The organism is Vibrio sp. SCP2, assembly GCF_059295395.1.
The window spans coordinates 208,879-223,433 of sequence record NZ_JCAFVV010000001.1; the positions used below are offsets into that span (position 1 = coordinate 208,879).

Consider the following 14,555-nt stretch of genomic DNA (forward strand, 5'->3'; position numbering starts at 1 on the left):
GCTGACACTTAATTTGCATCAATAACTAGTTTTACTTGGTTATTGATAAAAAAATAAGCCCCTTCATCATCACTGAAAAAGGGGCTTATCACAGAAGATTGACTAGATCTCCTATAGGGAAACGAGAATAATTCGCTTTGTTTTTATAATATTACTCAAACTTGAGTTAAAAAACACTGTAAATTTGTAAAACCTGATTTCCTCTTTTTACAGTTAGCTAACAAGTTTGGCTTTCGGGGTTTCATTGAAGTGGCGTTTAAACTCCCTAGAGAACTGAGAAGTACTGTTGTATCCCACTAAACGAGCGGCTTCTCCAACTTTAACCCCCTCTAACTGTATCAGCTCCCGCGCTTTATCCAATCGCACCTTTTTAATGTACTGGATTGGTGATGCTAAGGTGACACTCCTAAAGGCTTGGTGAAACGCAGAAACACTCATATTTGCTTGTTCAGCAAGATCTTGCACTGTTACGGAAGCTGTATAGTTCTGATGGAGGTAATCAAGCGCTTTTGCCACTCGTGCGTAATGCCCCTCATGGCGAGCAAGATCGAATAACACATGGCCTTCTTTGCTCATTAAGGCTCTAAACGCTAACTCCTCCATCAAACTATCGCCTAACACCGTTAGTTCAATCGGATTACAGAGTGCTTTCATCAGCCTTTTACAGACACCGAGCATATCGTCATCCATAGCCACAGATTTAAGACCGGAGCGCACACTGCCATCAGCACAAGGCTTGTAACAGTTCATGGTTTCCAGCTTGTTTACGAGCCGGTGCAGGACTTGTGGGTCGATATCGATACTTAAACCTAGCAAGGGTTCTCCATCAACAGCGATTGCTTCACACTCTAAAGGCATTGGAACGCCGACAACGAGATAGTCATCGGGTCCATATTGAACAGGTTGATTACCAAGGTAGATGTTCTTTTTACCTTGTCCAAGCACAATAACGCCAGATTGATAGACAAAAGGCCGACGCGTGTTTCCTTGACTACTTCGATAAAAGTAGAGCCCTTCGATTTCTGTTTTAGCAATGCCTTCGAGTTGATCGAAACCTTTCATATCGACGTATTGCTGCATAAGTTCTGCGAGTGACATTTTTGCTCCGCTAAAATTAACTTTGGAGAAATAGGCATAATATTTGGAGTAATTGGCCTTTATCAAGCCACACTCCACTACTAATATGCATATTAGCAATAAAGATTACAATCCATAATTGGAAGCAAGAGGCATAACGCAATGCAATTTTCATACGTTAACCCAACCCAAATTCAATTTGGTCAAGGTCAAATTCAAAGCATTCAATCCATCATCCCTGCCGATCAAAAAGTACTTGTTATTTACGGTGGTGGTTCAATTAAAAGCAATGGTGTTTATGATCAGGTTTCGCTGGCTCTGAGCAACCACACTTGGAGTGAATTTTCCGGCGTAGAGCCAAACCCAACAAAAGAAACACTCGATAAAGCCGTGGCTCTCGTCAAGCAACAAGGAATTGACTTCATACTTGCGGTGGGCGGCGGTTCGGTCATCGATGGCTCAAAATATGTCGCAGCCGCTGCGAAATATGATGGTGATGGTTGGGACATTATGGTTGGCGAACATCAAGTGACTGAAGCCGTACCTCTAGGCGCTATCTTAACGTTGCCAGCTACAGGATCAGAGTCAAACATGGGCGCTGTGATTACCAAAGCAGAAACTCATGACAAACTCCCGTTCATGACACCGCATGTACAGCCTAAGTTTGCAGTCATGGACCCAGATGTAATGAAAACTCTGCCGGAGAAGCAATTAATCAATGGCATTGTCGATGCATGGGTTCATGTTTGCGAGCAGTACTTAACCAACCAACACGGTGCTATGGTTCAAGATGGTTACGCGGAAGCGCTGCTAAAGAACTTAAAAGTGTTAGGTGCTGAATTTGCACAGCGCGACAATGATCAGTGGCGTGCAAACTTGATGTGGACAGCGAACCAAGCACTCAACGGTCTGATTGGTTCTGGCGTTCCGCAAGATTGGGCGACACATATGATCGGTCACGAATTTACGGCGCTTTGGGGTGTTGATCATGCGCGCTCACTCGCTATAGTTCAGCCTTCTTTGCTACGTAATCAATTTGCCGTTAAGAAGACAAAACTAGAACAGATGGGTATCAACGTATTTGGTCTAGAAGCGACAGACGATCTTGCTGAGCAAACCATTGTTGCTATCGAATCTTTCTACCAATCGCTAGGTGTCGCCACACAATTTAGCGAATACGAAGCCGATAAAGAGCAGGCCGTTGATTCTGTTATTAATCAACTGACACAACACGGCATGGTTGCACTGGGTGAAAACCAAGCGATCAACTTAGAGCAAAGCCGTAAGATCCTTGACCTTGCTATTGCGTAAATTCAGCTAAATTATTAATCTAAAAAGCAGCATTCGCTGCTTTTTTTGTATAAGAAGGATTTATGTGGCTATTAATTACCCTAACGTGCGCAATACACGTATGGAGTATTAACCAAAGCAATCGTTGGATTTTTTATTTATCGAAGCCGACACCGATCTTTCTTATGTCTATTATTGTCTTTGGCAGTCAACATGCCCAGTCAACCTACGCCTTGTGGATTGGCGTTGGTCTGATCTTATCTTGCATAGGCGACATTTTTTTAATGCACCCAAAAGATAAGTTTATACAAGGTCTTAGCGTTTTTTTACTTGCCCACTTTGCTTATAGCATCGCATTTTTCAGTGCGGTAGATATGCAAATTAATGTCTGGATATTGTTAACGCTCCTTGCGATTGGAACGCTTGTGTATCTACTGTTATTGCCAAACTTAGGCCGTTGGAAGCTACCTATCGCCTTCTATAGCTTAGGAATATTGATGATGGCTTGGGGCACCATTGAGCATTGGAATTCATCTTTAGGCTCTGGTGCGGGCTATGCCGTGTTAGGCGCATTCATTTTCATCGTGTCGGATGTTGTACTGGCAGTGGATCGTTTTCGTAGCCACTCAGCTTACTCGCGTCACGTTGTGATGATAACCTATTACACGGCTCAAACCTTGCTGACTTTGTCAGTCGTCGCTTCTTAGACCGATACCTGAAAACGATAAATTAAGTCATCGTAGTATTTACCGCCTAGTAAATAGGCATCTTTTTCACGTTCAGCTAAGGTAAAGCCTGCTTTCTCAAGCACTTTGCATGAAGCAATGTTTCCGTCAGTCACAATCGCATTGACCGTTTTAATCGGAAACTCACTAGTAGCATGATCAATCAAAGCAACTAAAGACTCCGTTCCATAGCCTTTACCGTGGAACTCTGGCAGTAAAAGATAACCTACTTCTACTTCATCCTTGCTTTGTTCAGAGACACACAAGCCTGTCACGCCAACAGCATCACCGGACTCTTTTTCTCGAATCACCAGACACAACCAATGGCTGTCCGGCCAGCTCCAAGCGGGTAACCTCGATGTAAAACGCTCTCGGATTTGCTCAGTGGACGGTTTATCAAAAGCGTAGCGAATCACATCTTCATCTTGATTCAATCGTTCAAACAGCGCCCAATCATCTTCCGTGATCTGAGCCATGGAAAGTTTTTTTGATTCAATTTGGTTCATATCTAATCTAATAATTCTTTCAGTGCATCGTTCGATTGCGAAACAAGCAAAGTTAACCCGGCTTTGTGTTGTTGATAACACTCTAAGGGGTTGGGTGACTTTTCTATCTCCAAGCAAAGATCGTATAAAGAGTCTAAGCCTAAGCTGCCCGCAGAACCTTTTAACTTATGTGCTAACTGTACCGTGTTATGCTGATTCTCTTGTTTAGCAGCGGCATCGAGTTGTTCAAGTATTTCATCAGCACCCTGATTAAACATCATGCTGATTTCTTTCATTTTGTCTCTACCTAATACTTCCATATCAGCCAGAATAACATTCGGATTAATAATTGACCGTTTTTGCATGCCTATTTCTACATCACAATCATCACTTTGGGCAAGTAACAGAGGCTTCCCTTCTAAACTATTTTGAATTACTTGGCATAATTGATCTTTATCTAATGGTTTAGGCAAGTAACCATCAAAGCCTGCTGCTAAGTAACTTTCAACCTCTTCGTTGTAGACGTGCGCAGAGACGGCAATCATAGGGATATCGCTTGTAGTCCCTTGACCAAGTTGATATGACTTAAATTCTTTGAGTAGTTCTGCGCCGTTACAATCAGGGAGATTGATATCCATCAGCACCAAATCGAACTGCTCTTGCTTAAATAATGCGAACGCCTTCTCGCCAGTTACCGCAGTATGTACCTCGTGGTTCATGCTTTTCAAGAATCCTTCTGCAACCATGCAGTTAACTGGATTATCTTCGACAAGCAAAACCTTAGCCTTGATTCGACAATCAGTGGTTACTTCTAGCACTTCGAACTCCTGACCTAGTGTCAGCGGGATAGAAAACCAAAAACAGCTACCTTCACCGACGCTTGAGTCGACAAACAATTGCCCGCCCATTGCTTCAACAATACGCTTACTGATCGCTAAGCCTAAGCCCGTCCCGCCTTTTGCTCCCATGCCACCTGCTGCTTGGGTAAACGCGTCAAACAAGGTCAGTTGTTCGTCAGCACTGATCCCAACGCCAGTATCGGAAACCTCGAACATGATGTGCTGTGGAGTATCTGGATCAAGCGACACATAGATATCGACATTGCCTTGTTCGGTAAACTTAATCGCGTTACCAACCAGATTATTGAGAACCTGACTGATACGAGTCACATCACCAAACCAGTATTTTTCAACATCGCTTTCGATACAGTACTCTAGCTGCAATGACTTTTCCTTCGCTCTGCCCAATAGCAGTTGTTTGGTATCATCGACCATCGCAGGAAGATTAAAATCAACCGGGCGGATCTCAAGATGTCCCGCCTCTATTTTTGAGTAATCTAAAACATCGTTGAGAATGGCTAATAGTGTCGTACCGCTGCGATTGATCACGTCAACATAGTGCGCTTGGGTACTGTTGAGACCGGCATCTTTAAGCAGGCGTGCTGTACCAAGAACGCCATTCATCGGTGTACGAATTTCATGGCTCATTGTAGCTAAGAAGGCGGATTTAGCTCGGCTAGCTTGCTCGGCTTCTTGACGCGCTCTGGCGTGGTTCTCTACTTCCTCATTTAGACGGGTATTGGCATTTTGCAGCTGATGTGTTCGCTCAGCAACTAGCTCTTCAAGATGACCTTTGTGTTCTTCCAATTCTCTCTTGGCGGCCGCTTCACTCTCTGCAACCACCTTTAACGCTTTCGCTGTGTTGCGCGCGGTAATTATCGCTTGGCCCATATGAGCCAGCTCGTCGCTCCCTCTCACTTTGAGGTCAACTTCAAGCTGTCCTTTGGCAATCGAAAGCAGCGCTGAAGAGTACTCAGCGAGTCGTTTAACGACCGATACATAGACGACCTTCCACACGATAATGACCACTATCAACATACCCAATATTGTGATGATCGTTAGGGTCAACTGTGCGTAATTTAGTGTGGTTTTTAACTCAGCGACGGCACGTGTCGTTGCCGAGTTCGAATCATCGACAAGCTTGTTTACCGTTGTGTTTAGTGTCGAAAACTGGGTAAGCGTATCTTGCATCAACTGCTGTGCTGAAAGTTCGTTCTCATAACGTTGAGTGAGAACATCAAACACCACTTCTCTTTGTTCTAACTTATCAAGTAAGGCCGTCATCTGAGCGGAACGCGTTGGATCTTCTACCGCTTGAACTCGACGCTTCATAATGCTCAAGTTGTTGTTAAATTCTTGGCGTATGGTTCGAATACGATCAATATCAGAGATAGTGCGTGTCTCTTCAATATGGTTAAGAAGCTTAAAAGCGAGTAGATGAAGCTCGTGTAAACGCTCGGCTAAATCGAGATCGACTTCCACTAAAGTGTCAAGTGCCTGATAAGCCTGATCTTTTTTGTTTTTTTCCAGTAGCGCATAGATATGCGTAACGTTAGCTACAGCAATGGTTGACGTGTTAGCGACTTGAGTACGAGTAAGCTGCTCCAACTCTCTTGCCAGTTTTCTCAGCTCTTGAGTTCTTATCGCAAGATCATCACTAAGAAATAACCGTCTTTCGACCACAATTCCCAGTTTAGCCAGCGTATCAATAACACCCTGAACGTCTGATTCCAATCTATCTAGCAATGACGAGTCAAATGAATCCGAACCCAACTGCTTTATATGCGTGAGCAAGGTTTCGAGTTGCGAAAAGAGCTCTTTACCTGATTCTTGACGTTCTGCTTCAGTTTTAGCGTTCGAGAGTGTCTGTACAGATGAGATGATGCGCGAACTGAGTTCCGAAACCTGACGAGCTTCGATCAACGAAGGGATTGCAGAGTTAACCACGTTGCGCTCGGTTTTTGCTACGGACGAAAATCCGAACATACCGATCAATGCGGATATTAAAACCAGCAGCGCCATGGCCAAAAATGACAGCAACAATTTACGGCCAATACTCGCTTTAGCAAGTAACATTGAGAATCTTCACTTCTTAACTCTTCTATAATGCGCTATATTTTGCAGTGTTTATTCGCCCATTACCAACGAAATGCTGCATGTCTTTGATCTCCGCAATCAAAACACCTAAAACATTGACTACGTCGATACTGCTCACCCTTTTCCTGTTCTCTGCCAGTACCTATGCTGCTCAGCCTCCTCGTATCTGTGCTATCTACCCTCATCTTAAAGATTCCTATTGGCTGTCAGTCAATTACGGCATGGTAGATGAAGCCAACAAACAAGATGTCGATCTTCGAGTTCTTGAAGCAGGCGGTTACCTTAACTTAGACAAGCAACGTGAACATATGGCGTTGTGCGTCAAGTGGGGAGCAGACGCGATCATTTTGGGTACGGTAGCACCCGACCTATTTTACTCTTCACTGAGTACCGTTTCTTCATCGGTACCTGTATTTGCAACAGTCAACAAACTCGTGGTTGATCAACAAAACCAAACCGCTTTGAAAGGGGAAGTTGGCGTTGACTGGTATTGGATGGGCTACTATGTGGGTGATTATCTAAAATCTAAGCACCCTGCGGGCTCTGGGCAAACCAATATTGCCCTATTACCCGGACCTCAATCCAGTGGTGGCACTAAACCCGTGATCCAAGGGTTTTACTCTGCTATTAAAGGTAGCGACATTAATGTTGTCGACACCTATTGGGCAGACAATGATAAAGAGCTGCAACGCAACCTAGTTCAAAAAGCCATTGATAACAAAAATATTAATTATATAGTAGGAAGCGCAGTCGCGATTGAAGCGGCCATTAGCGAGTTACGCAGCGCGAATAGAGCGGACGATATTGGCCTTGTTTCGACTTATTTAAGTCACGGCGTATACCGAGGCCTATTGAGGAGCAGAGTTGAATTTGCCCCAACGGATAAAATGGTACTGCAAGGTCGCCTCTCGATTCAGCAAGCCGTGCACTATTTGCGTGGTGAGAACTATAACAAAATTGAAGCGCCGATTATTGAGCCGCTAACACCGAATAATTTGAACCCTGAAGTGATAGCGCAATCTCTATCCCCTTCAGAGTATCGACCAACATTTTACGTATATAACGAAAACAATTAGGAAGTCTAAATGGAAAAAACGACGCGTACCCTGCCTGCACACAAACACGTCGCGCTTGTCGCACATGACAACTGCAAACCTGAGTTACTACGTTGGGTAAAAGAGAACAAAGAAAAGCTACAACGTCACTTTCTCTACGCAACAGGCACCACAGGTTCTATGCTGAGTAAGGATACTGGTTTAGCGATTAAAAGTATGATCAGTGGCCCGATGGGCGGTGACCAACAACTGGGTGCTTTAATCTCTGAAGGCAAAATAGATGTACTGATCTTCTTCTGGGACCCACTTAATGCGGTTCCGCATGACCCAGATGTTAAGGCACTGCTGCGTATCGCAAGTGTGTGGAATATTCCTGTCGCGACAAACCGTGCAACGGCCAAGTTCATTATTGAATCTGAGCTCATCGAACAAGAAGTGGATATCGAAATCCCCGACTATGAAGCGTACCTTGCCAACAGAACATAAGTTAAAAAAACAAAAAGCTCGCGAAACTGCGAGCTTTTATCAAATCTGATTCTTCTACTATCTTTCCAATATATGAAATGCTTCTCAATATTTGCGGATAATTCCATTTATTGAGTAATACAGCGATCCATTCGACTAAAATGGAATTGTCAGGCTAACAACGCCCAGTTATCCTGTCGAAGAACATTACAAAATTAATAATATATTGTTTCTATTGTCGCTGCCGGGAGATTCCCCCATGAATAAAGATGAAATGCTCAACGATGTGCTGTGCTGTCCGTTATGCGGTAGCGAGGAGTACTTGCTGTCTGATAACAACAACATGCTTTGCGCAGAATGTGGGTCCTTTTTTGAAAATGTCACACAAATCACTCCAACTCATGCGCTACTACATAAAGTAGGTACAATGCCAACAATTTCCCAGACTGCCCCACATTAAAGCATCTCTTCAAGCTCCCGTAGGTGGCTTATTTTTTTCAGATCTAGCGTGTGATGCTTGTTGTTTAACCCGGTTAAATGAACAGTTTGCACGCCAGCTCTCACTCCAGCTTCGAGCCCTTTTGGCGTATCGTCCACATAAATACAATCTTCGAGCTTAAACCCCATGTTCATTGCACTGTAAAGGATAAGATCAGGTTCGGGTTTCCAGCTATTGGTATCAAATGCAGAGAAGATTTTCCCTTTAAAAAACGGTAACAACCCGGTCAACTCAAGGCAGCGCTCGATTTTGTCTCTCGGACCATTTGACGCCACGCAGTATTCAACATTGTTTTTATTAAGGTAGTCTAATACATCGAATACCCCATCCATTGGCTGTAACTGCTGTTCAAACAGCAAGTCTAGCTTTTGGCGGTAGACAGGTTCGAGTCGGTCAATAGAAACATTAACCCCTAGCCTTTGCTTCGTCGCTGCTAAGATGTCTGCAAGCTTACCCCCCTCAAAGTGACTGACTGCTTCATCCATCGACAACGACGCGCCAAAATGGTTAAACGCATCGCACAGCGCTTGGCAACACAGCCTCTCGCTATCGACCAAAGTACCGTCACAATCAAAAATTACACATTGAGCTTGAGGCTTTGCCATATCACTACCCTCTTAATTTTCTACGAGAAATAATAAGACAGATAGTGATATTTGAAATGACCAGCTTAACATTTCGCTGGTTTATAAGAGACTTATAATCAGAAGTTTAAGGCGCATCACCATTTACCACGATTTAGGCTAACAGGCCTTTGCTAGCAAGCTAGCCTAAGTGGAATTTAGTCGAGTTTAAAGTGACTACGTATGGGCCTATTTGTGTACCGCTAGCTTTCGATAAACAAGCGACGAGCATTGCTGTTAGCCAAATCTAATTTCACGCATAGCGCGGCAACAAAGTCTTGTTTGCTTAGCTCGTCTTTGACAACGATATCTGAAATCAGTGAAGCATCTTCACTTGCTGTAACGATCGCTGCGGCAACCGCTTCTCCCGCTTTAAAACCTAAATACAAGCTGCATGGCTCAGAGTAAATTATTTGCGAAAGGAACTCTAAAATCAGGTCTTTGTCGGCTTGGCTTTGCCAACGGCGTGCCTGTAACAAGGCAAACATAACGGTTAAACGATGAAAATCAACCAGAAAGATATCGTCTTTACCAAAGACACTCGACTCTGTCGGCATTGGCTCTAATTGATCATATTGGCACGAGGCGGCCTTTTCTTTATACAGTGCTAACCCAGCGATACTCTCTTTTGTTGGGTATTCAACATCGACTTGTTGATAAAGCCATTCATTTTTGATTTCAGCAATCTTAGGTATCGTCATAACGTCGGTTAGACCTGTACTCGCTTAAGGAAGTTAGGCTGAAGCTTACTAGATAACACCTTGACCTCTCAAGTCTTTTAAAACGTGATTCAGTAAAGTATTCAAAAACCTGATATGCTATCAGCACTCTATTTGCATCTTGTCTCTTTAAGCTTGATGTTAGTCATTTTTGAAACGACAGTGTTGGTATTTGCCTTTATCGTTTCTTGATTGCCCTGATACTTGAGCCAAAGATTCGGATACCTAAACAATAGCAAGGATTTAGAATGAAAAAACTGCTCACCGCAATGCTTTTAACCGGACTATTAGCGGGTTGTTCTGACAACGAAGTTGGCGATGTTTCGCTTGGCGTTTTTACATTGAAAGACATTAAGATCGAAAACCTAAAAGATGATGTCGTCACAGGTGTCACCTGCCACATTGCTTCTATTGAAGCGGATTTTAGCCTTGCAGACCCAAGCGACAGCTCTATCTCGTGTCGCCAAACGGGTGATATTACCCCAGAAATGATCGCTCAGATCGATAAGAGTAAATCTGGTGAAGTCGTATTCAAGAAATCGAAAAGTATCTTTTTCAAATCGATGAAGGTTAGACGCATTTACGATGCCGACAATCAGACACTGCTTTACCTCTCATACACGACTAAAGAGACTGACGGCAGCTTCAAGCACAGTTTATCGACCGTGCCGCTTTGGGGAACAAAAGCCTACGGTAGCTTCACCAAAGAAAAATAGCTTAATTAAGTGCCAACCACGTACGGTTGGCACTTTTTTATGTAATAAATATGAAAGCAATCTTAATTTAATGTGATATTATGCGGGAAAATTTCCAACTCCACTTTAAACATGAAGTTTCCCGGACAGCGCAAATCTAAGCACTACTTTCCAACTCACGCCCGTGATCCACTCGTCAATCAGATGAAACAAACACCAAAACTTTACCGCCCAATTGTGGTAGGTGTTGGTCAAACAATCGTTGATATTGAAGCTAGAGTCGATGACGAATTTCTTGCGAAATATGACTTGAGTAAAGGACACTCTCTAGTTTTAGAAGAAGCCAAAGCCGATGCTCTGTACGAAGAGCTTGTCGAACGCGAACTGATCACTCACCAATACCCTGGAGATACGATCGGCAACACGCTTCACAACTACTCTGTGCTCGCAGACAGCAAGTCAGTATTACTTGGCGTTATGTCACGCAATATTGAAGTGGGCTCATTCGCCTACCGTTACCTATGTAGAACCTCTTCTCGTATGAACCTTAACCATTTACAAATGGTTGAAGGCTCAATCGGTCGCTGCTACACACTAATTTCTGAAAACGGTGAACGTACCTTCGCAATTAACGAAGGCCACATGAACCAACTGCGCCCTGACAGCATTCCTGAAGATGTGTTTGATAAAGCTTCGGCTCTTGTGGTTTCTTCATATTTAATGCGCGGTAAACCTGAAGATCCTATGCCTCAAGCTGTTGCTCGTGCGATCGAGATTGCTAAATCGAAGAATGTTCCTGTTGTCCTAACCTTGGGCACAAAATGGGTCATCGAAGGCAATGCAAAGTGGTGGCAAGACTACATTAAGGAAAACATCGCTATCGTCGCGATGAATGAAGAAGAAGGCGAAGCCCTAACAGGTGAAAAAGATCCTCTTCTTGCTGCTGACAAAGCACTCGAATGGGTAGATGTGGTCCTGTGTACCGCTGGTCCAGTTGGTCTTTATATGGCGGGTTACACGGAAGATTCGGTTAAGCGCGAAACAGAATTACCGTTATTGCCGGGTAATATCCCTGAATTCAATAAATACGAGTTCAGCCGCGCAATGCGTAAGTCAGATTGTCAGAATCCAGTAAAAGTGTACTCTCATATTGGTCCTTATCTCGGTGGCCCACTTGAGATCAAAAACACTAACGGCGCTGGTGATGCTGCTCTGTCTGCACTGCTGCATGATATGGCGGCGAACAGTCACCATCAGGTCAATGTACCGAACTCATCAAAACATGACCAGCCGTACCTAACTTACTCTTCACTGTCGCAAATTTGTAAGTACGCAAACCGCGTTAGCTATGAAGTGTTAACTCAGCACTCGCCTCGCCTAGCGCGAGCGCTTCCAGAGAGAGAAGATAGCTTAGAAGAAGCTTACTGGGACAGATAAAACTCAAGAGCCGCTGACTTTAGCGGCTCTTTTATTATTCAGAGTACGGATAGAACACAAGTTCGTCGCCTTCGACCATCATACAATCCATTTTTGCTGCATGGGCCGCCTGAAGGCCAAGTTTGGTATCTTCAAACACAAGGCAATTGGCTGGCACTGTATTCACCATCTCTGCCGCTTGCAGGAAGGTGTCGGGATTTGGTTTGTGATTAGCCACATCCGTAGCGGTAACAACAGCATCTAACTTATCAATGAGTTTTGCTTTGGTCAGTAGTCTGATCGCGCTCTCTCGTTGACTTCCAGTACCAACGGCAAGTTTTTTCTTACCAAAGAAATGGTTAAGAACATTCACCGTACAATCAATCGGTTCACCATGTTCCTCCAGAGAAGAGAACGCATCCATTTTGAACCGCGATACTTCCGTAGGTTCCAACGACATATCATGCTTTTTGTTGACTTCAGCCGCGATCTTATAACTCGGCATTCCGCCCAAACTATGTAGCCATTGCTCGCAAAACGGGAAACCAAAATGCTCAGCGGTTTGCTGCCATGCTTTTAAATGTGCAGGCATGGTGTCAATTATGGTACCATCCATATCAAATATGAGTGCTTGATATTTCTCTACGCTTTCAAACATTTATTTCTCTTTATAACTTAACTTGGAACAATACATCTAGCATACAAAACTAAGACCATAGTCCTAATTGATATATTTGCGAATAGCAACTAACATCACATTAACTACCTATAAATCAAATTGTTTAACAAATAAGGTAATCTCATGAATATCAAAAATAAACTGTATTCATTGGGTGCTGTCGCCATTTTAGGGGTTGTTTCGGTACTATTAACCTCTACTCATTTTGCCCAATCTACCTCAGAACTCAATCACGCAAGTTTATTAGTTGCCAAACTCGAGATTCGACTTCTAAACCTTCGTCGTAATGAAAAAGACTTCCTACTCCGTAAGGATATGAAATATCTCGATAAGTTTAACAAAAATATGGATACTTTTTTGGCGGTTGAGTCTGAGTTATCTACACTATTAACCCAACATTCTTTACCTTCTAGCAGTCAACTTAAACAAGATATTCTTAAGTATCAAACAGGCTTTAATGCTTTAGTTCAGGCGTTTGATCAACGTGGTTTAAAGCCCGAAGAAAAGCTTGTCGGACGTTACAATTCCGAGCTTACCGGAATTAAACCCTCTCTCTCAAGCGACGAACTTGTTGGATTATTCGAGTTTAATAAACAAGTATTGGCAGGTAAATTAGACACGTCTCTAATACCTACAACCGCTTCATCTCTTAAAGCGGCAGCCCAAGCGTATATCGACCAGAGCACACGTATTGGTCTTAAGTACAACGAAGGGTTACTCGGTGATACTCGCAATCTATCCCACACTGTAGAAGAACAATTTAAATCGTTTTCATCTTTACTAAACGACGAAACATCAGCAACAAAAGAGCGGCTCACAACGTTTAAAACTGGTTTCACAACGCTGGTCATTTTGGTTATTTTTGGATTTATCTTTCAAATTTCTCGTACCATCAATCAACAAGTCGCCTCGTTACTTGCGGCAATACAAGAAATCGCACGCACCAATAACGTTTCACTACGCGCAAACTTAGCTAAAGATGATGAGTTAGGTGTTATAGGTAACTACTTTAACCGCCTATTAGACGAGTTCGAAAAGCTTATATCAGGTACTCAGGCTAAGTCTGCAGAGTTGTCTCAAAGTACCTCAAATATGCACAATGAACTACAAAATGTCATTGAGCAATTCCACACTCAAGCAGACCATACCAGCACTATGGCCACTTCTGTTCAAGAGATGGTCTCTACCATCAGTGAAATTTCAGAAAGTACCGCTGTAGCAGTAGAGGGGGTTCAGCAAGCCTCAGTTAACGCTCAAAACGGTCGTAAGGTCGTTGAAACAACCGTTCAAAATATTGATCAGCTTTCATCTATTTTGGGAAGCAGCCAAGAATCGATCAGCGATCTAAACAATCACGTTGATAAGATTGGTGATGCTGTAAACATTATCCAAGAGATCGCCGAGCAGACTAACTTACTCGCTCTTAACGCGGCTATCGAGGCAGCTCGCGCTGGTGAACAAGGTCGTGGTTTTGCAGTGGTTGCTGATGAAGTGCGTGCACTCGCTAGTCGAACTCACCAGTCAACAGAAGAGATCACCAAAGTAGTTACCGCTATTCAGTCTCAAATGTCGCAAGTAGTCACCAATATAGATCAGTGTAATGAGCAAGGTTCTCAAACTCTTGATGCGTCACGCACGCTTGATAGTAGCCTGACTCAAATCATTGATGATATGACCAACATCCAAGCCAACTCTGAACGTATTGCCTCTGCGATTGAAGAACAAGGCATTGTGATGAATCAAGTGAGTGAATCGATTACCGAATTGAACACAATCTCCGAAGGAAATATGGGCTCGGCTCAGCAGTGTCTGAACGAAGTTGACCGTGTCTCTGCACAAGCCACAGATATGGACAACGCTGTCGCTGAGTTCAAAACGTCTTAATCGGCTC

Annotated in this window: 13 protein-coding genes; 7 read left to right on the forward strand and 6 right to left on the reverse strand. The window is 43.4% G+C overall.

Annotated elements, in window-relative coordinates:
• Positions 1 to 213: 213 nt before the first annotated feature.
• The gene (locus tag AC5O63_RS01035; RefSeq protein WP_494503569.1) at positions 214 to 1,098 is read right to left on the reverse strand and encodes an AraC family transcriptional regulator; all 885 of its coding nucleotides are present in this window, start codon (positions 1,096 to 1,098) and stop codon (positions 214 to 216) included.
• 141 nt (positions 1,099 to 1,239) lie between these two features.
• Here AC5O63_RS01035 and AC5O63_RS01040 point away from each other — a divergent pair, with 141 nt between their 5' ends.
• Together AC5O63_RS01040 and AC5O63_RS01045 are read left to right on the forward strand one after the other, a co-directional pair.
• Positions 1,240 to 2,388 (forward strand): iron-containing alcohol dehydrogenase, encoded by a 1,149-nt coding sequence (locus tag AC5O63_RS01040; protein WP_494503570.1) that lies wholly within the window; start codon positions 1,240 to 1,242, stop codon positions 2,386 to 2,388.
• Between the two features lie 62 nt (positions 2,389 to 2,450).
• Positions 2,451 to 3,074, forward strand: a complete 624-nt coding sequence (locus AC5O63_RS01045) for a lysoplasmalogenase (RefSeq protein ID WP_494503571.1) — start codon at positions 2,451 to 2,453, stop codon at positions 3,072 to 3,074.
• Here AC5O63_RS01045 and AC5O63_RS01050 read toward each other — a convergent pair.
• Both AC5O63_RS01050 and torS read right to left on the reverse strand, forming a co-directional pair.
• A complete protein-coding gene (locus tag AC5O63_RS01050) occupies positions 3,071 to 3,598 on the reverse strand; it encodes a GNAT family N-acetyltransferase (RefSeq protein ID WP_239854860.1) in 528 nt (175 codons plus the stop codon). The two genes, AC5O63_RS01045 and AC5O63_RS01050, sit on opposite strands and share 4 nt — an antisense overlap.
• Positions 3,599 to 3,600: 2 nt before the next feature.
• Positions 3,601 to 6,492, reverse strand: a complete 2,892-nt coding sequence (gene torS / locus AC5O63_RS01055; protein WP_494503572.1) for a TMAO reductase system sensor histidine kinase/response regulator TorS — start codon at positions 6,490 to 6,492, stop codon at positions 3,601 to 3,603.
• A gap of 80 nt (positions 6,493 to 6,572) precedes the next feature.
• Here torS and torT point away from each other — a divergent pair, with 80 nt between their 5' ends.
• Positions 6,573 to 7,589 carry a TMAO reductase system periplasmic protein TorT gene (gene torT, locus AC5O63_RS01060; RefSeq protein WP_494503573.1) on the forward strand — a complete coding sequence of 339 codons (1,017 nt, stop codon included), beginning with the start codon at positions 6,573 to 6,575 and terminating at the stop codon, positions 7,587 to 7,589.
• 9 nt (positions 7,590 to 7,598) lie between these two features.
• Positions 7,599 to 8,054 (forward strand): methylglyoxal synthase, encoded by a 456-nt coding sequence (locus tag AC5O63_RS01065; protein ID WP_004743830.1) that lies wholly within the window; start codon positions 7,599 to 7,601, stop codon positions 8,052 to 8,054.
• 435 nt (positions 8,055 to 8,489) lie between these two features.
• On the opposite strand, the gene AC5O63_RS01070 is transcribed toward AC5O63_RS01065, so the two are convergent.
• Together AC5O63_RS01070 and AC5O63_RS01075 are read right to left on the reverse strand one after the other, a co-directional pair.
• Positions 8,490 to 9,137, reverse strand: a complete 648-nt coding sequence (locus AC5O63_RS01070) for an HAD-IA family hydrolase (RefSeq protein ID WP_494503574.1) — start codon at positions 9,135 to 9,137, stop codon at positions 8,490 to 8,492.
• Between the two features lie 221 nt (positions 9,138 to 9,358).
• Positions 9,359 to 9,856 (reverse strand): flavodoxin, encoded by a 498-nt coding sequence (locus AC5O63_RS01075; RefSeq protein WP_494503575.1) that lies wholly within the window; start codon positions 9,854 to 9,856, stop codon positions 9,359 to 9,361.
• Between the two features lie 266 nt (positions 9,857 to 10,122).
• Here AC5O63_RS01075 and AC5O63_RS01080 point away from each other — a divergent pair, with 266 nt between their 5' ends.
• Complete coding sequence (locus AC5O63_RS01080; RefSeq protein WP_004746809.1) at positions 10,123 to 10,590, forward strand: CreA family protein; 468 nt, start codon at positions 10,123 to 10,125, stop codon at positions 10,588 to 10,590.
• A 111-nt stretch (positions 10,591 to 10,701) separates the two neighbouring features.
• Complete coding sequence (locus AC5O63_RS01085) at positions 10,702 to 12,006, forward strand: inosine/guanosine kinase (protein ID WP_272788325.1); 1,305 nt, start codon at positions 10,702 to 10,704, stop codon at positions 12,004 to 12,006.
• A 34-nt stretch (positions 12,007 to 12,040) separates the two neighbouring features.
• Here AC5O63_RS01085 and AC5O63_RS01090 read toward each other — a convergent pair whose 3' ends face one another.
• Complete coding sequence (locus AC5O63_RS01090) at positions 12,041 to 12,643, reverse strand: beta-phosphoglucomutase family hydrolase (RefSeq protein WP_494503576.1); 603 nt, start codon at positions 12,641 to 12,643, stop codon at positions 12,041 to 12,043.
• A 144-nt stretch (positions 12,644 to 12,787) separates the two neighbouring features.
• Between AC5O63_RS01090 and AC5O63_RS01095 the strand changes: the two genes are divergently transcribed.
• Complete coding sequence (locus AC5O63_RS01095) at positions 12,788 to 14,548, forward strand: methyl-accepting chemotaxis protein (RefSeq protein ID WP_494503577.1); 1,761 nt, start codon at positions 12,788 to 12,790, stop codon at positions 14,546 to 14,548.
• Positions 14,549 to 14,555: the final 7 nt, after the last annotated feature.

Excerpts from the sequence above, each read along its gene's own strand:
- AC5O63_RS01085 (WP_272788325.1), top strand. The coding sequence starts at position 10,702 with ATGAAGTTTCCCGGACAGCGCAAATCTAAGCACTACTTTCCAACTCAC.
- AC5O63_RS01075 (WP_494503575.1), bottom strand. The coding sequence starts at position 9,856 with ATGACGATACCTAAGATTGCTGAAATCAAAAATGAATGGCTTTATCAA.
- torT (WP_494503573.1), top strand. The coding sequence starts at position 6,573 with ATGTCTTTGATCTCCGCAATCAAAACACCTAAAACATTGACTACGTCG.
- AC5O63_RS01070 (WP_494503574.1), bottom strand. The coding sequence starts at position 9,137 with ATGGCAAAGCCTCAAGCTCAATGTGTAATTTTTGATTGTGACGGTACT.
- AC5O63_RS01035 (WP_494503569.1), bottom strand. The coding sequence starts at position 1,098 with ATGTCACTCGCAGAACTTATGCAGCAATACGTCGATATGAAAGGTTTC.
- AC5O63_RS01095 (WP_494503577.1), top strand. The coding sequence starts at position 12,788 with ATGAATATCAAAAATAAACTGTATTCATTGGGTGCTGTCGCCATTTTA.
- AC5O63_RS01090 (WP_494503576.1), bottom strand. The coding sequence starts at position 12,643 with ATGTTTGAAAGCGTAGAGAAATATCAAGCACTCATATTTGATATGGAT.
- AC5O63_RS01040 (WP_494503570.1), top strand. The coding sequence starts at position 1,240 with ATGCAATTTTCATACGTTAACCCAACCCAAATTCAATTTGGTCAAGGT.
- AC5O63_RS01045 (WP_494503571.1), top strand. The coding sequence starts at position 2,451 with ATGTGGCTATTAATTACCCTAACGTGCGCAATACACGTATGGAGTATT.
- AC5O63_RS01065 (WP_004743830.1), top strand. The coding sequence starts at position 7,599 with ATGGAAAAAACGACGCGTACCCTGCCTGCACACAAACACGTCGCGCTT.
- AC5O63_RS01050 (WP_239854860.1), bottom strand. The coding sequence starts at position 3,598 with ATGAACCAAATTGAATCAAAAAAACTTTCCATGGCTCAGATCACGGAA.
- AC5O63_RS01080 (WP_004746809.1), top strand. The coding sequence starts at position 10,123 with ATGAAAAAACTGCTCACCGCAATGCTTTTAACCGGACTATTAGCGGGT.
- torS (WP_494503572.1), bottom strand. The coding sequence starts at position 6,492 with ATGTTACTTGCTAAAGCGAGTATTGGCCGTAAATTGTTGCTGTCATTT.